The sequence below is a fragment of the bacterium genome (assembly GCA_026708015.1).
Taxonomy (GTDB): Bacteria; Actinomycetota; Acidimicrobiia; order Acidimicrobiales; family Bin134; genus Poriferisocius.
This window is the reverse complement of the sequence record JAPOVT010000029.1, coordinates 144,832-166,912: the sequence shown is the minus strand read 5'-3', so window position 1 is coordinate 166,912 and position 22,081 is coordinate 144,832. Positions and strand designations below refer to the sequence as shown.

The 22,081-nt window shown below is 63.5% G+C and carries 25 protein-coding genes; 9 read left to right on the top strand and 16 right to left on the bottom strand.

Features of this window, described 5'->3' with window-relative positions:
• Nucleotides 1-195: 195 nt before the first annotated feature.
• From OXG30_06955 to OXG30_06925, 7 genes are all read right to left on the bottom strand, one after another.
• Nucleotides 196-1,683, bottom strand: a complete 1,488-nt coding sequence (locus tag OXG30_06955) for a CoA-acylating methylmalonate-semialdehyde dehydrogenase (protein ID MCY4134639.1) — start codon at nt 1,681-1,683, stop codon at nt 196-198.
• A 30-nt stretch (nt 1,684-1,713) separates the two neighbouring features.
• Nucleotides 1,714-3,123, bottom strand: coding sequence for a dihydropyrimidinase (gene hydA / locus OXG30_06950; protein MCY4134638.1), 1,410 nt, complete (start codon nt 3,121-3,123; stop codon nt 1,714-1,716).
• A gap of 84 nt (nt 3,124-3,207) precedes the next feature.
• Complete coding sequence (locus OXG30_06945) at nt 3,208-4,506, bottom strand: aspartate aminotransferase family protein (protein ID MCY4134637.1); 1,299 nt, start codon at nt 4,504-4,506, stop codon at nt 3,208-3,210.
• Nucleotides 4,507-4,554: 48 nt separating this feature from the next.
• Entirely contained in the window at nt 4,555-5,397 is an 843-nt protein-coding gene (locus tag OXG30_06940) for an acyltransferase (GenBank protein MCY4134636.1), read from the bottom strand.
• A gap of 61 nt (nt 5,398-5,458) precedes the next feature.
• Nucleotides 5,459-5,659, bottom strand: coding sequence for a hypothetical protein (locus tag OXG30_06935; protein ID MCY4134635.1), 201 nt, complete (start codon nt 5,657-5,659; stop codon nt 5,459-5,461).
• 138 nt (nt 5,660-5,797) lie between these two features.
• On the bottom strand, nt 5,798-7,543 hold the full coding sequence (locus OXG30_06930) for an amidohydrolase family protein (GenBank protein MCY4134634.1): 1,746 nt from the start codon (nt 7,541-7,543) through the stop codon (nt 5,798-5,800).
• A 36-nt stretch (nt 7,544-7,579) separates the two neighbouring features.
• Nucleotides 7,580-9,307, bottom strand: coding sequence for an amidohydrolase family protein (locus OXG30_06925; GenBank protein ID MCY4134633.1), 1,728 nt, complete (start codon nt 9,305-9,307; stop codon nt 7,580-7,582).
• 220 nt (nt 9,308-9,527) lie between these two features.
• Between OXG30_06925 and OXG30_06920 the strand changes: the two genes are divergently transcribed.
• The 6 genes from OXG30_06920 to OXG30_06895 all read left to right on the top strand — a co-directional run bounded on the left by OXG30_06920 (nt 9,528) and on the right by OXG30_06895 (nt 14,112).
• The gene (locus OXG30_06920) at nt 9,528-9,749 is read left to right on the top strand and encodes a hypothetical protein (protein ID MCY4134632.1); all 222 of its coding nucleotides are present in this window, start codon (nt 9,528-9,530) and stop codon (nt 9,747-9,749) included.
• A 124-nt stretch (nt 9,750-9,873) separates the two neighbouring features.
• Nucleotides 9,874-10,650: an RDD family protein gene (locus tag OXG30_06915; GenBank protein MCY4134631.1), complete on the top strand. Its 777-nt coding sequence runs from the start codon at nt 9,874-9,876 to the stop codon at nt 10,648-10,650.
• A complete protein-coding gene (locus tag OXG30_06910; GenBank protein ID MCY4134630.1) occupies nt 10,640-11,710 on the top strand; it encodes an ABC transporter ATP-binding protein in 1,071 nt (356 codons plus the stop codon). The genes OXG30_06915 and OXG30_06910 overlap by 11 nt, the downstream gene beginning before the upstream one ends.
• A gap of 33 nt (nt 11,711-11,743) precedes the next feature.
• Nucleotides 11,744-12,766 carry an ATP-binding cassette domain-containing protein gene (locus OXG30_06905; GenBank protein ID MCY4134629.1) on the top strand — a complete coding sequence of 341 codons (1,023 nt, stop codon included), beginning with the start codon at nt 11,744-11,746 and terminating at the stop codon, nt 12,764-12,766.
• Between the two features lie 98 nt (nt 12,767-12,864).
• Nucleotides 12,865-13,074, top strand: coding sequence for a hypothetical protein (locus OXG30_06900; protein MCY4134628.1), 210 nt, complete (start codon nt 12,865-12,867; stop codon nt 13,072-13,074).
• 9 nt (nt 13,075-13,083) lie between these two features.
• Nucleotides 13,084-14,112 (top strand): serine protease, encoded by a 1,029-nt coding sequence (locus OXG30_06895; protein MCY4134627.1) that lies wholly within the window; start codon nt 13,084-13,086, stop codon nt 14,110-14,112.
• Here the strand turns inward: OXG30_06895 and OXG30_06890 are convergent.
• The 8 genes from OXG30_06890 to OXG30_06855 form a co-directional block, all read right to left on the bottom strand.
• Nucleotides 14,048-14,758 (bottom strand): hypothetical protein, encoded by a 711-nt coding sequence (locus tag OXG30_06890; GenBank protein ID MCY4134626.1) that lies wholly within the window; start codon nt 14,756-14,758, stop codon nt 14,048-14,050. The two genes, OXG30_06895 and OXG30_06890, sit on opposite strands and share 65 nt — an antisense overlap.
• Nucleotides 14,742-14,885, bottom strand: a complete 144-nt coding sequence (locus OXG30_06885; GenBank protein MCY4134625.1) for a hypothetical protein — start codon at nt 14,883-14,885, stop codon at nt 14,742-14,744. Before OXG30_06885 ends, OXG30_06890 begins: the two co-directional genes overlap by 17 nt.
• 11 nt (nt 14,886-14,896) lie before the next feature.
• Nucleotides 14,897-15,214 (bottom strand): DEAD/DEAH box helicase family protein, encoded by a 318-nt coding sequence (locus OXG30_06880; protein ID MCY4134624.1) that lies wholly within the window; start codon nt 15,212-15,214, stop codon nt 14,897-14,899.
• Nucleotides 15,211-15,666, bottom strand: a complete 456-nt coding sequence (locus OXG30_06875; protein MCY4134623.1) for a hypothetical protein — start codon at nt 15,664-15,666, stop codon at nt 15,211-15,213. Before OXG30_06875 ends, OXG30_06880 begins: the two co-directional genes overlap by 4 nt.
• The gene (locus tag OXG30_06870; protein ID MCY4134622.1) at nt 15,663-16,190 is read right to left on the bottom strand and encodes a site-specific DNA-methyltransferase; all 528 of its coding nucleotides are present in this window, start codon (nt 16,188-16,190) and stop codon (nt 15,663-15,665) included. The genes OXG30_06875 and OXG30_06870 overlap by 4 nt, the downstream gene beginning before the upstream one ends.
• On the bottom strand, nt 16,076-16,402 hold the full coding sequence (locus OXG30_06865; GenBank protein MCY4134621.1) for a hypothetical protein: 327 nt from the start codon (nt 16,400-16,402) through the stop codon (nt 16,076-16,078). The genes OXG30_06870 and OXG30_06865 overlap by 115 nt, the downstream gene beginning before the upstream one ends.
• Nucleotides 16,403-16,462: 60 nt before the next feature.
• On the bottom strand, nt 16,463-16,636 hold the full coding sequence (locus OXG30_06860; GenBank protein ID MCY4134620.1) for a hypothetical protein: 174 nt from the start codon (nt 16,634-16,636) through the stop codon (nt 16,463-16,465).
• A 135-nt stretch (nt 16,637-16,771) separates the two neighbouring features.
• The gene (locus OXG30_06855) at nt 16,772-17,203 is read right to left on the bottom strand and encodes a GNAT family N-acetyltransferase (GenBank protein MCY4134619.1); all 432 of its coding nucleotides are present in this window, start codon (nt 17,201-17,203) and stop codon (nt 16,772-16,774) included.
• Nucleotides 17,204-17,267: 64 nt separating this feature from the next.
• Between OXG30_06855 and OXG30_06850 the strand changes: the two genes are divergently transcribed.
• Nucleotides 17,268-18,152: a PAC2 family protein gene (locus OXG30_06850; protein MCY4134618.1), complete on the top strand. Its 885-nt coding sequence runs from the start codon at nt 17,268-17,270 to the stop codon at nt 18,150-18,152.
• 14 nt (nt 18,153-18,166) lie between these two features.
• Nucleotides 18,167-18,670, top strand: coding sequence for a hypothetical protein (locus OXG30_06845; GenBank protein MCY4134617.1), 504 nt, complete (start codon nt 18,167-18,169; stop codon nt 18,668-18,670).
• A gap of 20 nt (nt 18,671-18,690) precedes the next feature.
• Here the strand turns inward: OXG30_06845 and OXG30_06840 are convergent, their stop codons facing one another.
• The gene (locus OXG30_06840) at nt 18,691-19,350 is read right to left on the bottom strand and encodes an MT-A70 family methyltransferase (protein MCY4134616.1); all 660 of its coding nucleotides are present in this window, start codon (nt 19,348-19,350) and stop codon (nt 18,691-18,693) included.
• A gap of 335 nt (nt 19,351-19,685) precedes the next feature.
• Here OXG30_06840 and OXG30_06835 point away from each other — a divergent pair, with 335 nt between their 5' ends.
• Nucleotides 19,686-22,022, top strand: coding sequence for a [protein-PII] uridylyltransferase (locus OXG30_06835; protein ID MCY4134615.1), 2,337 nt, complete (start codon nt 19,686-19,688; stop codon nt 22,020-22,022).
• The last annotated feature ends 59 nt before the right edge of the window (nt 22,023-22,081 follow it).

The window sequence follows — 22,081 nt, the reverse complement described above, 5'->3', positions numbered from 1 at the left end:
ACCGACTAGAACAAGCCGCATAAACCAAGTGACCGGACAACAGGGGGAACCTCAGATCCGCCAATTCCCTGCCGGGATTCAACTACAAACGAGCCAACTCGGGGGGGGGGGGGGGGAAGCAGTCACATTTGCACCCTACAACACCACATCAACGCCCCAGCCAATCCGTTGTCAACCAGACAACCGGCCTAGCTATCACTCGTTGGTGGGAAAGCCCAGGTCCACTGAGCTGGTGGCGGGGTCGGGCCAGCGGGAGGTGATGACTTTGGGGCGGGTGTAGAAGCGGATTCCCTCGGGGCCGTACATCGTGGTGTCGCCGAAGAGGGAGTCCTTCCAGCCGCCGAACGAGTGGTAGCCCACGGGCACGGGTATGGGGACGTTGATGCCCACCATGCCGGCGTCGGCGTCGGTTTGGAACTGGCGGGCTGCTCCGCCGTCGCGGGTGAAGATGGCAGCCCCGTTGCCCCAAGGGTTGTCGGCGATGAGCTGAACTGCTTCGCCATAGGTGTCGCACCTCACGACGCTGAGGACCGGACCGAAGATCTCGTCGCGGTAGGCGTGCATCTCAGCGGTGACGTTGTCCAGCAGCGACACCCCGAGGAAGAAGCCGTCGTTGTCGAACCGGGTGTCGCGGCCATCCACCACCACGGTTGCCCCCTGCTCGGCGGCGGAGCCGATGTAGCCGGCGACCCGGTCGCGGTGCTCGCGGGCAATCAGCGGCCCCATGTCCGATGCCGAATCAGTGCCGTCGCCGATCACCAGCTTCTCCATGCGGAGTTTGATGGCCTCCACCAGGGAATCGGCCACATCGCCCACCGCGGCCACCACCGAGATGGCCATGCAGCGCTCCCCCGCTGAGCCGTAGGCCGCCGATACCGCCGAGTCGGCCGCCAGCTCCACGTCGGCATCGGGCAGCACCACCATGTGGTTCTTGGCCCCGCCCAGCGCCTGCACCCGCTTCCCGTGCGACGTGCCGGTGGTGTACACGTAGCGGGCGATGGGAGTGGAGCCCACAAAGCTGGCCGCCTTCACGTCAGGGTGTTCCAACAGCCGGTCGACCGCCACCTTGTCACCGTTCACCACATTCAGCACGCCGGGCGGGAAGCCCGCCTCTTGGAACAGCTCAGCCATGAACATCGGTGCTGACGGGTCGCGCTCCGACGGCTTGAGCACGAAGGTGTTCCCGCAGGCGATGGCGTTGGGCACCATCCACATCGGAACCATGGCCGGGAAGTTGAACGGGGTGATCCCGGCTACCACCCCGAGCGGGCGGCGCACGGTGTAAACGTCAATGCCGGTGGACGCCATCTCGTTGTGGCTTCCCTTGAGATGCTCGGCCAAACCGCAGGCGTATTCGATATTGTCGATGGCCCGGGCCACCTCGCCCATAGCATCGGCGTACACCTTCCCGTGCTCGGCAGTAAGGCGCTTGGCGATCTCTTCAGCGTTGTCCACCACCAAGTTCCGGAAGGCGAACATCAGGGTGGTTCGTCGGGCAACCGAGACATTGCCCCACTCGTCGAACGCGGCCTGGGCCGAAGCCACCGCGGTGTCCACTTCAGCGGCTGACGCCAGCGAGAGCCGCCCGGTCTGCTCTCCGGTGGCCGGATTGAAGACCGGCGATGTTCGGCCCGATTCGCCAGTAACCGACTGGCCGTCGATCAAATGATGGATGTCACGCATTCGCCCTCCTCTTCCGCGTGGTCCTCGGCTCTAAATCAGATAGGAGCTGAGGCCTCGGCGCAGGTAATGGCCGTGGCCCATGGAGCCCAGGTACTGGTCGTTGTCGATGATGACCCGGCCCCTCGACAGCACGGTGTCGACGTGACCGCCGACCTGGATCCCCTCGTAGGCCGAGTGGTCGATGTTCATGTGGTGGTTCTCGACGCTGATAGTCCAGGTTGCCCGAGGGTCGTAGATGACGACATCAGCGTCAGATCCGGGTTGGATGATGCCCTTGCGGGGGTAGAGGCCCATCATGCGAGCCGGAGTCGTCGAGCACAGCTCCACCCACCGGGGCAGAGTGATCTCCCCGGTGACGACACCCTGATAGATCAGGTCCATCCGGTGCTCGACGGTGCCGATGCCGTTGGGTATGGCCCGGAAGTCGCCCACGCCCAGTTCCTTCTGCTCCTTCATGCAGAACGGGCAGTGGTCGGTGGACACCACGGCGAGGTCGTTGGTGCGCAGCCCCTTCCACAGCTCGTCTTGATGGTGGTCGTGGTGGGAGCGGATCGGCGTCGAGCACACGTAGGCCGCGCCGTCCCAGCCCTGGTCGAGGTGCTCCTCGAGGCTGAAGTACAGGTATTGAGGACAGGTCTCGGCAAACACGTTGGCGCCGTTGTTGCGGGCAATGGCCACCTGCTCCAGCGCCTGCTTGGCCGAGAGATGCACGATGTAGAGAGGAGCGGCGCCCACCTTGGCCAGCTGGATGGCCCGATGGGTGGCTTCTGACTCGAATTCGGCCCGACGCACGTATCCGTGGTTCACCGGGCCGGTCTCGCCCCGCTCGAATGCCTGCTCGGCCAGCACATCGATGGCAATTCCGTTCTCAGCGTGCATCATCATGAGCCCGCCGTTGCCGGCGCACTGCTGCATGGCCCGCAGGATCTGGCCGTCGTCGCTGTAGAAGACTCCGGGGTAGGCCATGAACAGCTTGAAGCTGGTCACCCCCTCGTTCACCAGCAGGTCCATCTCCTTGAGGGCGCCGTCGGTCACGTCGCCGATGATCATGTGGAAGCCGTAGTCGATGGCGCACCGGCCCTCGGCTTGTGCCATGCGGGCGTCGAAGCACTCGCGCACGTCGAGCCCGTAGCTCTGGGTAGCGAAGTCCACAATGGTGGTGGTGCCGCCCCAGGCGGCGGCCCGGGTGCCGGTCTCGAAGTCGTCGGACGCGATGGTGCCGCCGAAGGGCAGCTCCATGTGGGTGTGTACGTCCACCCCGCCGGGCACGACCAGTTTGCCGGTGGCGTCGATCACCCGGTCGGCCCCGTTCTCAGCCGACAGGGCCAAATCGGATCCCGGTTGCAGCACGGCGACGATGGTTTCGCCGTCGATCAGAACCTCAGCCGGACCAGCCCCGGTAGAGCTCACCACCGTGCCGTTCTTGATCAGGGTGGTCACGGCAAGAGTCCTTCCGTGCCGTTCTTGATGAGCGTTGTCATAGTCTCTGCCCCCTATCTCTCCTCGATGAAAGTTGTCATAGCGTCATACCTGCCTATCGATCTCCTCAATCGTCTCCAAGATGGCGGTCACGCCCTCGTCGATCTCCTCCTCGGCCACATCCAGCATCGGGGTGATCCGAAGGGCATTGCCGTACAGCCCTCCCTTGCCCACCAGAAGCCCCCGCCGCTTGCAGCCCTCCAGCAGCTCGCCGGCCCGGCTGGCGTCGGGTTGGATCGTGCCCGGCTCCACGATCTCTATGGCCTGCATGAGGCCCTTGCCCCGCAGCTCGACGATCCATGGCGTCTGCTCGGCCACCGGCCAGAGGGCGTCGGCCAGCCGCTTGCCCATGCGCAGGGCGTTGCCCTGGAGGTCGTTTTCCCGCACGTAGTTCAAGGTGGCCAGCCCGGCGGCGGTAGACAGCGGATTGCCGCCGAAAGTGGAGAAGCTCAGGGCAGAGATGGTGTCCATGATCTCGGCCCGGGCCACGATGCCGGCCAGCGTGATCCCGTTCCCCACGCCCTTGGCGAAGGTGAGCATGTCGGGGATGATGTCGTGGGCCTGATAGCCCCAGAAGTGTTCGCCGGTGCGCCCCCAGCCGGTTTGCACCTCATCGGTCACGAACAGGATTCCCCGGTTGGCCAGCACCTTGTGCATCGACCCGAAGAAGCCGTCCGGTGGCGTGGCGAAGCCGCCCACTCCCTGAATGGGTTCGGCGATGAGGCAGGCCGCTTCTCCGGTGGTCATCATGTCGATGACCTGCCGGAGATCATCGGTGCAGGCCTCGGTGAACTCGTCATCGTCCAGGTGCCGGAAGGGACTGCGCAGCCGGTAGGCCCCGTGGACGAAGTGTACCGCCAGGCCCGACAGCGCGGTCGACGACCACGACGAGTGGGAGGTGATGGCCTGCGCGGTAAACGAACGCCCGTGGTAGCTGTTGCGCATGGCCAGCACCTCGTTGGACTTGCGATAGCTGGTGGCCAACAAGATGGCGGTGTCGTTGGCCTCGGTCCCTGAGGTGGTGAAGAACACTCGGGCGTCGGGGATGCCGCTTATGGCCGCGATCTCCTCGGCCAGCTCGATCATCGGCTCGCAGAGGTACAGCGTGGAGGTGTGCAGCACCTTGGACGCCTGCTCCTGGATGGCCGCAGTGACCGCGGGGTTGTTGTGTCCCACCATCGTGGTGAGCACGCCGCCGAAGAAGTCGAGGTACCGATTGCCCTCCACGTCCCACACATAGCTCCCCTGGCCGCGCTCAATGCTGATGGGTTCGGCGTAGAGCGGCTTGACGTAGGAGGGCAGAATCGCCTGATAGCGCTGATGCAGAATGGCGTTGGTGGTCACGACAGCTGGCTCACGGGCAAGTCGGCGTTGGCGGACACGGGACTCGGCTTACGCCTCGGTGAGGGGCCCATACATGTCGGGACGGCGATCGCGGTAGAACGCCCACAGGGAGCGGATCTCATCGATCATGTCGAAGTCCAGGTCGCGGATCACCAGCTCCTGTTCCTGGTCTGATGCCGGATCCTCCACGAACTGGCCCCGCGGGTTGGCGAAATACGACGTGCCGTAGAAGTCGTTGTCGCCCAGCGGCTCGACGCCCACCCGATTGATCGCCCCAACGAAGTACATGTTGGCCGCCGCCGACGCCGTCTGCTCAAGCTTCCACAGATAGGCCGACAACCCCCGGCTGGTGGCCGAGGGATTGAACACCACCTGGGCGCCGTTGAGGCCCAGGGCCCGCCATCCCTCGGGGAAGTGGCGGTCGTAGCAGATGTAGACACCGACCCTTCCCACCGCGGTCTCGAAAACCGGATAGCCGAGGTTTCCGGGACGGAAGTAGAACTTCTCCCAGAAGCCCTTCACCTGGGGGATGTGGGTTTTGCGGTACTTGCCCAGATAAGTCCCGTCGGCGTCGATGACCGCCGCAGTGTTGTAGAGAATCCCGGGCTGCTCCTCCTCGTACATGGGCAGAACCAGCACCATGCCGTGCTTGGCGGCGGTCTCCTGGAACCGCTTGGTGGTGGGTCCGTCGGGAATGGCCTCGGCGTAGCTGTAGTAGTCGGTTTCCTGCACCTGGCAGAAATAGGGGCCGTTGAAGAGCTCCTGGAAGCACATCACCTGAGTTCCCGCCGCGGCGGCTTCCGCCACGTATTTCTCGTGCTGCTCGACCATTGACTCCTGGTCACCGGTCCACGCGGCTTGCACGATTGCGGCCCTGACGACACTGGACATGGGGCGCCTCCCAAGCTCATTCGTCCGGTGCAATAGGGGGTTAAATCCCAAATGCGCCGACTTAAGGAATAAACCTCCGATTATTGCCGATGCCGACCCCCTTCCGCCAGAGGCTCTTTCCCAACTTGGGGTTTTCGATGGAATTCCCCAGAAGCAGTTGTTCGATGCCGTTGGAGGCCATTCCAGCCTGCACTCGGCCGATGCCGTCGAGGTCTTGGTTGACCACCTCAGCGATGACGGTTCCCTCGGGGAAGTGGATCATCTCGGGGGCGGGCCTGTTTTTGCTCGATCGCCCAGCCGATGGAACAACCAGAAGTCGAAATGCGAGTGACCGGCGTGGTCGCCGTTGCCGGATCGGAGCCGGTAGCGGTCCAGGTCGATGCCCATGTCGGATCGACGGCTACCGGGTGCCGCGCACCAGTCGGCCGGGCCGGGCCCCGGTGTCGGCTCCGTTGTTGCGGGTGACCTCGCCGGCCACCACGGTGGCCACATAGCCGTCCGCCCGCTGGTCCAGCCGGCGGCCTCCGGCGGGCAGGTCGTGAACCACCCGGGGAGAGCGCAGGGTCAACGCCTGGTGGTCGATCACGTTGGCGTCGGCCCGCTTGCCCACTTCCAGGGTTCCCCGGTCGCCCAGCCCGTAGAGGGAGGCGGTGTCATGGGTCTGCTTCTTTACCACCCACTCCAGAGGGAGCTGCTCGCCCCGGGTACGGTCCCTGGTCCAATGGGTGAGCATGAAGGTGGGAATAGAGGCGTCGCAGATCATGCCGCAGTGGGCCCCGCCGTCCGACAGCCCTGACACCCCGGCGGGATGCAGCAGCTGCTCTCGAATGACGTCGTGGTTCTCCTCCACGTAGTTGAACATGGGCAGCATCATCAGCGCGTGCCCATCTTCTTCCAGGTAGAGGTCGTAGAGCATCTCGAATGGATCCACCCCCCTTTGGGCGGCCATGGCGGTCACCGTCCGGTCGTTGGTGGGCTCATAGTCGGGCGGATCGCCGATCACGTACAGCTTGTGGATCATCGACGCCACCATGTTGGGCATCTGGTCGAATAGCACGGTCGGGTCGGGGGGCAGGTCGTCCTCGGCCAAGATGGCGGCCCTGACCGCCGGCTTGCGCAGCTCGGCCACCAGCTCATCGAAGGACAGGTGGGCCAGCGATGCGAAGGTGGGCCGCTTGGCGAAGGCGTGGTTGGTCTGCAAGCCGATGAGCATTCCGAACGGCCGGCCGGCGATTTGGGGGTACACCCGGGCACCCTCGTCGGTCGCCCGCAGCGACTCGTCCATCATCTCCCGCCACAAGTCAGGAGCGGCCTCAAGCTGCAACAAGGCGAACGACACCGGCACGTCGAAGCGAGCCGACAGGCGACGCATCCAGTCCATCTCTTTGGGCGGGGCCACCAGATCAAGTCCCGCTGCGCCAGCCGGGGCCAACTCGAACACCCCAGAGCCAGAATCGGCCAGCGCTTGGCCCAGGCCGAACAGCTCGTCCTCGGCGGCGAAGGTGCCCGGCACCGGTTCGCCGTCGATGGCCCGATGACCCAGCGTGCGCGACGTGGACACTCCCAGCGCGCCAGCTTCGATGGCCTCGCGCACGATGGCGTACATGGCCTCGATGTCTTCGGGGGTGGCCGGCTCGTTCTTGGCCCCCCGCTCCCCCATCACGTAGCCCCGCACCGCGCCGTGGGCCACCTGGGCGGCCACATCGATCGACAGGCGGCGCTCGTCCAGAACGTCGAGGTACTCGGGGAAGCTCTCCCACCCCCAGGTAATGCCCTCGGCCAGGGCAGTGCCGGGGATGTCCTCCACCCCCTCCATGAGCTGAATGAGCCAGTCCTCCTTGCCGGGCTGCACGGGGGCGAAACCCACCCCGCAGTTGCCCATCACCACGGTGGTCACCCCGTGGTTGGACGACGGTTGGAGCTTTTCGTCCCAAGTGACCTGGCCGTCGTAGTGGGTGTGGCAGTCAACGAAGCCCGGGGTCACCAGGAGCCCGGTGGCGTCGATGGTTTCGGTCGCCTCGGGGGCGGGACCGCCGCTGCGGTCCACCACCGCCACCTTGCCGTCTTTGACCCCGATGTGGCCCACGAACCGGTCGGCGCCGGTCCCGTCCACCACGGTGCCGTTGGCGATCACCAGATCAAGCATGGTGTTACCTCTCTGTCTTACGGCTTGCGTTGTCTCCTAGACGCCCGCTCGGAGCAGCTTGCCGGGGCGGGCCCCGGTGTCTACTCCGTTGCGACGGGTCACCACTCCGCTGACCAGGGTGGCCACATACCCGGTGGCCCTCTGGTCGAAGCGCCGGCCCCCTGCGGGCAGGTCGGCCACCAGCTTCGGCGGGTGCAAGGTAAGCCCCTCGTGGTCGATGATGTTCACATCGGCTTTCATACCCTGTTCCAGGGTTCCCCGGTCGGTGAGCCCGAACAGCCGGGCGGTGTCGCGCGACTGCTTCTGCACCACAAACTCCAGGGGGAGCTTGTCACCCCGCTGGCGGTCGCGGGCCCAGAAGGTGAGCAGCCAGGTGGGCATGGAAGCGTCGCAGATGGCCCCGCAGTGGGCCCCTCCGTCCGACAGCCCCGACACCCCAGAGGGATGCATGAACATTTCTCGCACCGCGTCGGCGTTGCCGTGGCTGTAGTTGAGGAACGGGAACAGCAGCAGCGCTCGGCCGTCGTCCCCCAACAGCAGGTCGTACAGCAAGTCCTCGGTCTCCCGGCCTTGGGTCTCGGCGATGGCGGCCACCGACCGCTCTGGGCCGGGCTCGTAGTCGGGGGGGTCGCCCAGCACGTAGATCCGGTGGAGTTGGGTACCCATGTACTCGGCGAACTGATTGGTGAACGAGCTCTTCTCCGACAAGATGGCGGCCTTGCGTTCAGGACGGCGCAGCTCGGCCACCAGCTCTTCCAGGGGCAGTTCGGCGATCTCGGCGAAGCTGGGCCGGCTGCTGAACGCGTGGTTGGTCTGAAGCCCGATCAAGATGCCGTTGCACCGGGGAGCCACCTGGGGATGGAGCTGGGCCCCATCGGCCACCGCGTCGGCCGAAAGATCCATGACCTCCCGCCACAGCTCAGGGGCGGCGTCCACCTGCACCAGGGCGAAGGTAACCGGACGGCCGGTTGCGGCCGACAGGCGGCGCATCCAGTCGACCTCTTTGTGGGGAGCGGCCAAGTCCTCACCAATTACTCCGGCAGGGGCTAGCTCGTACAGGCCGTGTCCTACCTCGGTCAGCGCCTCTCCGATGCCGAACAGCTCGTCCTCAGCCGCATAGGTGCCGGGTACCGGCTCGCCGTCGATGGCCATGTGGGCGATGGTGCGGGACGTGGAGAAGCCGAAAGCGCCGGCCCGCAGCGCCTCGGCCACGATGTCGCGCATCTGGGCGATGTCTTCGGGGGTGGCGGGCTCGTTCTTCGCTCCCCGCTCCCCCATCACATAGGCCCGGACCGCGCCGTGGGGCACCTGGCAGCCGATGTCCAAAGACAAGGGCTTGCGCTCCAGGGCGTCGAGGTACTCGGGAAAGGTCTCCCACTCCCAGGTGATCCCCTCCGACAGGGCAGCGCCGGGAATGTCCTCCACCCCTTCCATAAGCTGGATGAGCCATTCTTCGGTGCCGGGCCGCACCGGGGCGAACCCCACCCCGCAATTGCCCATCATCACCGTGGTCACCCCGTGGTGGGCCGACGGCTCCAGAATCGGATCCCAGGTCACCTGGCCGTCGTAGTGGGTGTGGCAGTCCACGAACCCCGGGGTAACCAGCAGTCCGGTGGCGTCAAAGACCTCTTCGCCGTCCAGGTCGGGATTGCCGCCCGGATACACCCCGGCAATCTGCTCCCCGTCGATGGCCAAATCTCCCGTGAACGGCTCGCCACCGGTGCCGTCCACAATCAAACCGCCCTTGATCACCAGGTCGTGCATAACGCCATGGTAGATGGTGGCGTACTCCCACCGCCGATCCGCAGACGGTCTCGGAAAAGAACAACTTGCCGTGCTGGGGTAACGTCGAGGGATGGCTGAGATTGTCGTGTACCACAACCCCGGTTGAGGCAAGTCCCGGGGCGCGCTCGACATTCTCGAGTCGCGGGGCGTCGAGTTCGACGTCGTCCAATACCTCAAAACCCCGCTGAGCCGCGACGACTTGGAGCGGTTCTTGGAGATGCTGCCCAATGAGCCTGCCGAGCTGGTGCGGGTAGACGGCCACTTCAAAGAACTCGGGCTCGACATCGGCGACTACCAGAGCGCCAATGCGGTTGCGGATCTGCTCATGGAGCACCCCAAGCTGATGCAGCGCCCCGTGGTTGTGCGCGGCGACCGGGCCGTGATCGCCCGCCCCTCGGAGTTGGTTGAAGAGCTGCTATGAGGGCGCGGCCATGATGGGAAGAGGCAGTCCTTTGGGAGACTCTGCGATTGCCCGTGCGGAGTCCAAGGCGCGTCGGCAACTGGCTTCTGCGCCAACAAGGCGCTCGAAGCCCAGAAAAACACCAGTGGGTGACGAGGAGTTCCCCGAGGGCGCGACCATCGTGGCCGGGCCCGACGGCAAGCCGTATCCGGTGGCCGCGGTGTGGCGGCGGGCGCTGGCCCGGATCATCGACGCCATCACCGTGTTCTTCATCCAGTGGATGCTCACCGTGATCCAGCTCTTGTGGTTCATGGACGACGTTTCCACCCGCTGGCAGCCCGAACCCTGGGGCCGGGCCACCGCCGCCATCCTGGGCTACATCTTCTTCCACTTCGTCTACACGATGGTGTTCCTGCGCTGGAACGAGGGCCAGACCCCGGCCATGGATCTGATGAAGTTGCGGGCCGTGCGCACCAATGACGGCGGCCACCTCAGTCTGGGCCGGTGCGGTGCCCGATGGCTGGTGGGCGGAGTGCCGTGGATCTTGCCCCCCGTGGTGCTCGGCGGAGTCATCGCAAACGCGGCCACCTACCTCACGGTCCCCTTCGACCGCCGCCGCCGCACGGTGTCGGACTGGGTGGCCGGAACCACCGTCATCGCCTACAACCGAGACCAGGAAGACCCCGACGGGGAACTTGAGGAAGTGCTGGATGAGTTCGGCCAGCCGATGACGGTTCGAGAGCAGATTCGGCGCAAGTACGGCCTCTTCGGCGGGCTTACCGGGATAGGCCGACAGGTCGAGGGCCGACGCCGAAACAGGCCGGGTGCGCCGAGGGATTCCCAGTCGGACCGTGATTCGCTTAACATGTCAGCCACGTCTGGGCCAGCCCACAGAAAGCAGGGGGAACGCAGTGGAATCTGAGCGTCCGCTACTGGAGGTGGAGAACCTCCGAACTTACTTCGACACGCCGCGCGGGATCCTCAAGGCCGTTGACGGAGTGAGCTTCTCGCTGGCCAAGGGCGAGACCATCGGCATCGTGGGCGAGTCGGGCTCAGGCAAATCGGTGCTAGTGCGCTCGATCATGAACATCTTGACCAGCAACGCCATCGTTCCCGACGGCTCAAAGGTGATCTTCGACGGCAAGGACACCCGCCAACTGAGCCGCAGCGAGGCAAAGCACTTCTGGGGCACCCAGATGGCGATGATCTTCCAAGACCCCATGACATCGCTGAACCCGGTCAAGAAGGTGGGCATCCAGATCACCGAGTCCATCCGCTACCACCTCGGGGCATCCAAGCAGGAGGCCATGGAGCGAGCACTCGAGCTGATGATCCAGGTGGGCATCCCCGAACCCCGTAAGCGGCTCAAGGAGTACCCCCACCAGCTCTCGGGCGGAATGCGCCAGCGGGTCACCATCGCCATCGCCTTGGCCTGTAACCCCAAGCTGCTGATTGCCGACGAGCCCACCACCGCGCTGGACGTGACCGTGCAGAAGCAGATCCTCGACTTGTTGGCCTCGCTCCAGGAGGAGCTGGGTATGGCCATGATCCTCATCACCCACGACTTGGGCGTGGTGGCCGGCCGAGCGCGTCGCATCGGGGTGATGTACGCCGGAAAGATGGTGGAGACCGCCGACACCACCACGCTGTTCCACCACATGAACCACCCCTACACCGAGGCGCTGTTCAAGTCGATCCCCCGAGTGGAGCACCAGAGCCACACCCGGCTGGACGCCATCAGCGGCCGCCCGCCCGACATGGTGCTGGAGCTGGTGGGTTGCCGGTTCGCCCCTCGGTGCCGCTACGCCCAGGAGCAGTGCACAACCGAGGAGCCAGAACTGTTCGACACCGGCCAGACCGGCCACAAACAGGCCTGCTTCTATCCAGTGGGATCGCCGGAGAACGCCGAGGCGCTGGCCGCCAACCAGGCGACGGGTATCACCGCCGCCGGTCTTGATCTGACCGCCGCCGCGGTCTCGTAGTCCGGCTTTCACCAATCCGAGGAGGACGAACGAATGGCTGGAACAGGCAAAGTCCACATGAGGGGCGACGAAGCCCTGGTCACCGTGGAAGATCTGGTGATGGAGTTCCCCGCCGGACGCCGGGCGGTGGTGCATGCGGTGTCGGGCATCAGCTTCGACATACTCGAGGGCGAGACCTTGGGGTTGGTCGGCGAGTCGGGCTGCGGCAAGTCCACCACCGGACGGGCCATGATGCAGCTTCCCTCGCCCACCGCAGGGTCGGTGCGCTTCGACGGCGTGGAGATGACCGAGCTATCCAAAGAGGAGCTGCGCCGCACCCGCACCCGGATGCAGATGATCTTCCAGGATCCGATCTCGTCTCTGAACCCCCGGCGCAAGGTGAAGGACATCGTGGCCGAGGGCCTGTCCATCTGGCACAACGATTCCGGGGATATGGCCAATCAGAAGGTGAACGAGGTGCTCGATGCGGTCGGGCTCGACCCCGAGGTTGTCTCCGACCGCCGCCCCCATCAGTTCTCGGGGGGCCAGTGCCAGCGCATCTGCATCGCCCGGGCCCTGGTGCTCGACCCCAAGGTGATCATCTGCGACGAGCCGGTGTCGGCGCTGGACGTGTCGGTGCAGGCCCAAATCCTGAACCTCCTGGAAGAGATGAAAGACCGCTACGGGCTGACTCTGGTGTTCATCGCCCACGACCTGGCCGTGGTCAAGAACGTCTCCGACCGGGTTGTGGTGATGTATCTGGGCAAGGTGTGCGAGGTGGCCGGGCCCGACGCCCTCTACGCCCACCCCGCCCACCCCTACACCGATGTGCTGCTGGCCTCGATCCCCGAACCCGACCCCGATCACCCGGTGTCCGATCGCCAGATCGAGGGCGAGCTTCCATCGCCCATCAACCCCCCGTCGGGGTGCCGGTTCAGAACCCGGTGCGAGAAGGTGCAAGACGTTTGCTCAACCGAGGAGCCGGTGCTGCGGGAGATTTCCGAAGACCACTACGTGGCCTGCCACTTCCCCAACGAGGTCCCCGTCAGCGTCAACGGCAACGGCGACGACAGTTAGCCAGACGGCATTGAGCATGTGCCACTAGGATTATTGGAGCAATTGATGACACGACTCACCGTTACAATCGCTACATTCTACCTTCTAGGAGGTGAGTGGTGACCACGTACAACGATAGTGAAGGTGCCATAAGCAGGGAAATCGCTGAAGTGCCACTTGACGACCTCGAAGCCCCAGCCGGAATAATCGAGGCCGTGCAGCTATACGAGTCGGCCATGGCTGCCTATTCGGCCGCGCAAGGCCAGATGAGTTACACAGTCACTATCTCATCTTCTTCGTCCACCGGAAAGTACATGCCCGCAATATAGAGTTACCCGGTGGCCACCTGGGGACAAGTAGAAAAAGAGCTGATCAATAGCCAGGCAGGAAACGGGCCGCCTGACTTTGACGGGGTACGACGCCGCTACATGCGCGACCTTGCTGACTATACCGAGCGATCCCTCATCCTCTACGAAACCGCTGGCTTCGCACCACCCCCAGGAGCAGCACCAGACGACACCCAAATCTCTCTAGATCCAGATGTTGGTGCGTTCATGGAAGTGGTCCACGGCCTCGACCGAGAACGACCAATCGACCTGATCCTTCACTCTCCTAGAGGCACTGCAGAAGCCGCAGAGTCGATAGTCGAATACATACGTGGGCGATTCCCAGGTCTTCGGGTCATTGTTCCGGTGGCCGCAATGTCAGCGGCAACCATGATGGCCATGGCAGCCGATGAGATCGTATTGGGGGATCACTCACAACTGGGGCCAATCGACCCTCAGATGACTATCGCCACGCCAGAAGGTCCAAGGACTGCTCCAGCGGCAGCGATACGAAAACAGTTCCGAGATGCCACCGAAGACCTCAAGCAGAATCCTGACCACATTGCCGCCTGGCTTCCAATTATTCGAGGTCTATCACCAGCGCTCCTTCAAATCTGTGACGACGCTGAGCACTTGGCTACTTCGATGGTGACAGACTGGCTCGAGAAATACATGTTTGCCTCCGAAGACGATGCACGGGCCAAGGCAGAGGCGGTCGCAAGAGTGCTCTCTGACTACGACCAGCACATGAGCCATGGTCGACGCCTTGGCAAAGCGCAACTCAGAGACCTTGGCCTACGTGTAGTGGACTTAGAAGAAGACGACAAGCTTCAAGACCTCGTCTTGAGCATCCACCATTCAGTCAATCACCTGATGAATCACACGGGAACGGTGAAGATTGTCGAGAACCATCTTGGCAAGGCATTCATTAGGCGCGTGGGCCAGATTGCCGTACCAGTACAACAAGGTCCGCCCCCTAAGCCACCACGCGTTCAATCGCAAAAGGAAATCCAACCCCGGCCGCGAAAAAAGAAGCGCTAAAAAGGCACGGGTCAACGCGAGCACCTGACATGGCTTCTTTGCTACGCCGACGGCAGTTGGCGCTCAGCAAGTGAACGCGAGCGGGAGTCCTGTCTTTCATGTTGCCATAGAGGACCCCTCTCTCTTCGTCTGAGAACAGCATCCCGTTCAGGCGGGCCTGCCGCTCGTCTTCATCGACGACCACGAAGCGGAGCACCTTGGTCTGCATGGTGGGTACGAATTCAGCCCAATCGGTCTCCCCGGCGTGCTTGCTGCAGATGTCGAAGACCGTTCGCTTGTACTCCGAGTCTTCTGAACCACTGAGATGGACGCCCTTGGTCTCGACTACGAAGACCTTGTGGAAGTCGTCGTCTCCAGGTTCGTCACCTTTCAGTGTCACGATGAAGTCGGCGTAAATCCGGCGTGGCTTCCAGCCCTGTACGTAATAGTCCTTGCGGGCACGGTTGCGGTACCAGAAGAACAGCCTCGCTTGGGCGTCGAGATACGTCGCGACGGAGTTTTCGAACTGGTTGAGGTCATCCTCAGTGGTGATGTCGAAAAGGTTGTGCTGGTAGTGCGCGCCATCGTCGCGGTTTGCTTGTCTCATCTTGGGTGCCTTGATCTCGTAGGGAAGCCGATTGAAGTGGAGGTCATTGGCGACGACCAAGAATCGCATCTCGCCAGTCGCCGCTCGCCTTGTTGCGAATGCGAAGGTCTAGCTTGATCATCTCCTCCGCGTGGCGAAGCACCGCCAAACGGTGCCGGATCTTGCGCTGCTGGTCTCTTTCGTCCATAGGTCTTCCTCTCACGAAAGACCCCGACTGTCAACAACCTCCGCCAGTTTTAGATTGACGAGACCGATGACCAGCGTCGCGAGCAACGTCTTGCCGCCTCCCGTCGGGATCTTCAGGCAAAAAGCGGGCAGTTGCTCGTCAAGGCCGTTACGGCGCGAGGAGTAGGGACGCCCAGTCGTGGACTTGGTCCAGGCCCGCTCTATCCAGTCGAACCCCCAGCCAGGATCCTGGCTCCGAGCTTCCTCCTCCTTTTCCCGCCACACCGCGAGCTCTTCAAGGAAACTGCGCACAGCCGCCAGCGCCCGCTGCTGGTACTCCTTTAGGATCAACTTTCAAGCCTCTCGATGGCTTCGTAGATCTGGAAGGGGAGCTGCTGGAAGTCGATCCGGTGCTGGTGAAGGAACTCGGGGTCTAGGTATTTGGTCGGAGCGAAGACGAGCTTGCGCCTCGATCCTGCTGGCAGGACGCGGGCCACTGGAAGCGATAGCGCCAGGCTCTTGAGCTTTTCGACGTCCGGCTCATAGATGAGGAATACATCGTGGGACTCAGTGCTTCCCACAAATCCGGTCTCCCGGTCGGTCTGGGCCGGGTCGAACTCCTGTCCGGTTGCGGTGAAGAATATGTATGAGGCGAGTTTCTCCCATGTCGGCAGGTGGGATCCGTCGAGGAGTGACTCCTGGCGCATGGGACGCCCGAGCTCGAAGTAGCTGAAGGTGCCGCCGAGCCCGGCTTTAAGGTCGTCGTCCTTTGCCTTTGGCACGCCGTTGATGACACGCCTCACCCGCTCAGCGGTGAGCTGTCGGCGTAGTCCTCAAACTCAACAAGGATAAAGCGACGGTTGCCGGCGTCTTCTCGGTTTTCTGCAAGAACCGCATGGGCCGTGGTACCAGAGCCGGCGAAGGAATCCAAGACGATGGAATCCGGGTCGGTAGCGACCTGGAGGATGCGGCGGATGAGTCGGGAGGGCTTGGGTGTTACGAAAGCGTCTTCCCCAGGTCCGAGATCCAGCGCTTGACTCAATTCCTGCTTGGCGTGTCGCGTACTACCAACATCTTTCCAATGCCAGATTGTCTGCGGAACAACACCTTGCTGAACTTCGGAAAGGAATCGTTTGATTCCTGGCCGATTCGAACCAGATTCTCCCCACCAGATCCGGTTGTCGGCGTCAAGCTCCTCGAATTTCTCCTTGCTCACCCGCCAATAGCTCTCTGCAGGTGGCCCTTCGATAGTCTTGCCGGTTGGCGTCGTGATCGAATAGCGGCCTTTGAGTACGCATTTCTCGCTGCCAAGTCGCTCAACAGCCATTCGCCTCGCGGGTCGTTGTCTGGATTCTTGTAGCGCTTCAACATCTCCTCGGACCGGGGCAGACGATTTGGTCGCCACTGTTCAGCACTTCGCGCATAAAGCAATACGTAGTCATGATCCTCACTGAAGTGACGAGCGGTGTTCTTGGGACTCTCCATCTTGTGCCAGCAAATTGTTGCGACGAAGTTCTCCTCTCCGAATACCTCGTCCATTAGGGCGCGCAAGTGGTGCATCTCGTTGTCATCGATCGATACGAAGATCGCGCCGTCCTCTCAGAGCAGTTCGCGCAGGAGTTTGAGGCGCGGCAACATCATGCAGCACCCCTTGTCGCGCACCGGCAGCAGTTCGTGGAAAGGCACAGCCAGATGGTAGATCTCAACAAAGACCCTCCCCTTGAAGCTCAGCCTTGGCATGGCGCCCTCCTCCAGCATCTTCAGCGCAGGCAAATGCTACTCCCAGAGCATCCTTCCCAGACCGGACTAAACACCTTCAATTGATCCGCACACCAAGGCCAGCCGGGCGGAAGCCCTGGGACAATGCCCGCAGTCAGCGTCAACGGCAGCTAGCCGCTCTGGCCCAACTCAGAGCTTGTAGCGGTAGACGTTGGTGTCGCGTACTTCGAAGCCGAGGCGCAGATAGAGGCGATTGGCGGCCTCTCTCGACGGTCGGGAGGTGAGATCCACGGTCACCGCGCCAGCGGTGCGGGCCACCTCCAGCGCAGCCTCGTTGAGCGCCCGGCCCACGCCCTGGCCCCGGGAGTGCTCGTCTACCACCACATCCTCGATGATGGCCCGCAGCCCGGTGGGGATGCGCACCAGCACCAGGGTGAGGCTGCCGACGATTTCGCCGTCGGCATGGGCCACCAGCAGGCGGGTGGCGTCGGAGGAGGCGACTGCCCCCAGGGCCTCAGCCGACGGCGGCGGGTTAGACGACGACAGCTGGGGGGTGAGCTGCTCGAACGCCTCTACCAGTTCCGCGGTGGCCGCGGTGGCCTCGGTGATCTCAACCGCCATGGGGCGAGACTACCGGCGCGAGATGGGGTTGATCGGAGCGGGGCGATAGGTTGGGCGGGTGACGATGATCACCTGGGTGGATGAATCCCCTCGCAATCGGCCGGCCCTGGTGGCCGCCTTCACCGGTTGGAACGATGCCGGAGACGCAGCCACGGGGGCGCTGGCCTGGCTAGCCAGTCGTTGGGACTCCACCGAGGTCGCCACCCTCGATCCCGAGCCGTTCTACGACTTTGCTGAGACCCGGCCCCATCTCCGCTTGGAGGACGACGGCTCCCGATCGCTGATATGGCCCAGCAACGGCCTTGTCGCCGCCACTGTCAACGGCGCTGACACGTCCGACGGCGACGACACCGAAGTGGCCCTTCTGGTGGGTGCCGAGCCCCAGCTCAAGTGGCGCACCTTCGCCCAGCAGATCGTGGACATGGCCAAGCGGCTCGACAGCCCCCTAGTGGTCACCCTAGGGGCGCTGTTGTCCGACGTGCCCCACACCCGGCCCACCCCGATCTATGGCAGCAGCGACGACCCGGCGATGGCGTCCCAGTTGGGGCTCACCCCCTCCAGCTACGAGGGCCCCACCGGCATCGTGGGGGTGCTGCACAATGCCTGCGCCACCGCCGGACTGCAAACCGCTTCGCTGTGGGCCGCCGTGCCGGGCTACGCCTCGGAAATCCCCTCACCCAAGGCCTCCCTGGCCCTGGTGCGCCGACTCGGAACCCTGTTGGACCTCTCCCCCGATACCTCAGAGCTGGAGGAGATGTCCGAGAGCTACGAGCGCCACGTGTCAGAGCTGGCCGAGCAAGCCGACGAGACCTCCGAATACATCGCCCAACTGGAGAGCGCCTACGACCAGGAAGCCACCGAGAACGGCGAGATAGAAGAAATGCGCTCCACCGACCCCGGCGAGTTCGTCGACCAAATCGAGCAGTTCCTCCGCGACCAGCGCAGCTAAGTACCATCGCCTCGGTGGAACACGACGGTGAGACCATTACTGACTCACAGGATGTCGTAGATCTCGCAGGCCAAGTTCGCGGCATCACGGTCAGTGGCCTCCCCAACGGGTACGACTACAAGGCAACCCGCTATGCCGACGTCATCCTCAAGGAGGCGTTCCCCAACCGGTTCCGTGACCTGACCAATGCCCTGGAGCAATTCGAACCAACCCTCGATGAGCTGAGATCAGGAGGCGGCGGCAGAACTGTATTTGTTCGACGGTTCGACGAGTCTTTGGCAGAGCAGCAAGAAGATGGCAACACCGTCTGGGGGAAGCAGAACATCACCATTCAGAAGGGTCTTGGGTTCGAGGGGATCGAACTGGCTTACCAAGTTCGAGACGGCTTGGACGACGCAGAAGAACTAAAAGCCAATTGGCGAGAACTGCAATATTCGAGTTGGAGTGAAGCGAAGCCTGACTATGAAGAACTCAGGGACGAGGCATTGGCACTCATGCCTCCCGTGTCCGGCAACTAGCCCTACGAGCGTTCCCTTCGTCAGCTATAGGCAGGGTAAAGTTGCCCTCGTGGGGTGACTTTTTCGTCAGCCTCAAGGCCCCAAGACACCCAGTCAGGTCTGGAGTAGCGGGCAAACAGCTCCAGATACGGCCCGGGAGAGCAGCCTTCGATTATGTCGTACTGCTCGTCCGGCTTTCGGGAGTGCTCACGCTTTCGGGTCTCGATCATGTTCACTTGCCGACGGCCAGGGGGCAACGTCCTCATGCTGCCTCGCACCCCGAACAAAATCAGCTCAGTCACGTTGCGGAAATAGAAGCCCACACCTCGGCCGTCAGGGCCGCCGTCCTTGCGCCGCTTCGCCCAAACGATGTTCGACTTGTAGGTGAACCCCCACGACTCCAAGACCTGGAGGCCGTCGGAGATGAGTGCATTGGGCACCCACAGGTAGAGGTGGGCGTTTTCGGTCATGACCTCTGAGATCGGAAGCGCACGAATCTCGGCCGTCGTCATCGTGTCGTATCGCGATAAGCGGCGATGCTCAGGGGCCACCTTCCCGGTGCGATTCATAAACCGCCATGGCAGGTCGGCCAGAATCGTCGAAAACGGGCCCCCCTCCACTCTTCGAAGCTCCTCAGCGGCCGACACAGTGCCAGTCGCCCTTTCAGCAGCCGCCGTCAGCTCTTCCCTCGACTTGGGCATGACGCGAATCTCGTGCCCAAGAACCTCAGCTAGGGCAGCCACAGTAGAAATCTGCGGATTGTGGCCGCTCCCTGAGAACAACCGGCGTACTGCCGCCGGCTGTGTCCCTGCCAATCGAGCTAATTCAGTCTTGGAAAGCCCCGCCCTTCGACGAGCCTCGTCCAACTCCTTCAACAACAAGTTCGACTCCATCCGAATCTAACCGTAACACCTGTGTTACGCCTCCTTGGGTATTTCTAAGCCACCTCATCGCACCGACGAGAAGCGGCACCCTACTCGCGGTCGATGACACTTACGTCGCTATTGGAGCGATGGACAACTAGCCTCAACGGGTAGTGGCGATAGGCGAGGCGAGAACGAGCGCACTGCGCCGCGATGAGCTGTTGGCTGATCGCAGCATGGTGGGAACAGTTTTGTGCCGCGCGCTGGCTCGGCGGGTTGACGAGTGGCTCCAAGGCATCTTTTCGGCGGAATTGGCTGATAGCGAGAACATCGCTCTGGTGGCGGTGGGCGGGTACGGCCGGGCCGAGCTGTGTCCCTATAGTGATATCGACCTGCTGCTGTTGCACCGCGACCGCCCCGACATCGGCGACATCGCCACCCGGTTGTGGTATCCGATCTGGGATGAGGGGTTGAAGCTCGGCCACTCGGTGCGGACGCCACGGGAAACCCGGGAATTGGCCAAGGCCGACCTGGATACGGCCACGTCGCTGCTGGATGTCCGGCACATTGCCGGCGATGCCGAGCTATCCGGCGACCTAGCCGGCGACAACGCGGCCCAATGGCAGCGCAACGCTCGGCGGTGGCTTCCCATGCTGGCTGAGGGCGTGGCCGAGCGCCATCGACGCAGCGGCGAAGTGGCCTACAAGCTTGAGCCCGACCTGAAACAGGGCCGGGGTGGGCTGCGAGACGTTCACGCGCTGCGCTGGGCTGAGGAGGCCGTGTTCGAGATGGACGAGGCTGACAGCCGCAAGCTGTGGGCCGACTACGAGGTGATTCTGGCGGCACGGGTGGAGTTGCACCGAACCACCGACCGCCCCGGCGACCAGCTTCTGCTCCAAGAACAGGATGGCGTGGCCGCCGCGCTGGACTACGCCGATGCCGATGAGATGATGGCCGCTATCGCCAGCTCGGCCCGGTCCATCGCATGGCGCAGCGACGAGATCTGGGCATGGCTGCGGGATTCCGAGCTGCCCCCCGAATGGCGCCGGAGGCTGCGCCGCCGTACCAGCCGCAACAACACAGTGCTGGATGCCGGCGTGATGACCCACGAAGGCCGAGCCATGCTGGCCGATGATGCCAATGCCGCTGACCCCTGCACTGCGCTGCGCTTGGCCCGGGCGGCCGCATCCCACGGACTGCGCATGGACCGTCCCAGCCTGGAGCGGCTCCAGGAGCAAATGGCCCCCATGCCCGAGCAGTGGCCTGATGAGGCTCGCAAGATGTTCGTGGATCTGCTATTGACTGGCGCGGCTGCCCCACCAGTGATCGAGGCCCTGGATCAGATGGACCTCTTCGTCCGCATCCTGCCCGAGTGGGCCCCCAATCGCAGCCGCCCCCAGCGCAACGCCTATCACCAGTTCACCGTGGACCGGCACTTGTGCGAGGCCGCTGCCCTAGCCGCCGATCTGGTCGACCGGGTGGACCGTCCCGATCTATTGGTGCTGGGAGCCCTACTCCACGACATCGGCAAGGGCTACCCCGGAGACCACACAGAGGTGGGTATGGAACTGGTGGCCGACATCGCCCACCGAATGGGCTATCCGCCCACCGATGTGGACGTGCTGGTGTCGATGGTGGAACATCACCTGCTCTTGCCCGATGTGGCCACCCGGCGCGATCTGGAAGATCCCGACACCATTGCCGAAGTGTCACGCAAGGCTCGCACTGTGCAGACCCTGCGCCTACTGGGAACGCTGACTGAGGCCGACTCGGTGGCCACCGGACCCTCGGCATGGAGCAAGTGGAAGGCCAGCCTGGTACGCGAACTGGTGGCCCGCTGCGCCCACGTGATGGAGGGCGGCGACATCGACGAGATCACGTCGAGGTTCCCCACCCCCGAACAGCGGGACATGATGGAGGCCGGCGAGCGACTGGTACTGGGCGAGGGCGACACACTGCTGGTGATCGCTCCCGACCAGCACGGCATGTTCTCCAGAGTCGCCGGAGCGCTGGCGCTAAGCGGCCTGCGTGTGCTTCTCGCCGCCGCTCACACTGAGTACGGGATGGCGCTGGAGCGGTTCCATGTGGAGAGCAACCTGGGTTTGGAAATCGACTGGCCCCTAGTCACGGCTTATGTGGAGCAGGCTCTGGCCGGTCGGCTGGCCATTGAGGCCAGATTGGCCGAGCGGATCAGCACCTATGAGGTGGTGCCCGATCTCTCGCCTAGGCCGGTGGTGGCCCCCAAGGTGACCATCGACAACGACTCCTCATCCACCGCCACCATCATCGAGTTGGCCGCCCAGACCCGCATCGGTCTACTGAGCCGGGTCACCAGCGCGTTGTCCCATCTGGATCTGAACATTCTCAGCGCCAAGGTGCAGGACCTCGGCGGCGACGTAGTCCACGCCTACTACGTTCGCAACGGCCAAGGCGAAAAGGTAACCGATCCCGATCACCAGCACGAGATCAACCTCGCCCTCCAGCACGCCATCGACTCCTGCAACGCTTGACCATGGCGCCATCCCAATCCGAGCTGCAACGCTTGACAATAATGGCTCCCCTCTTAGTC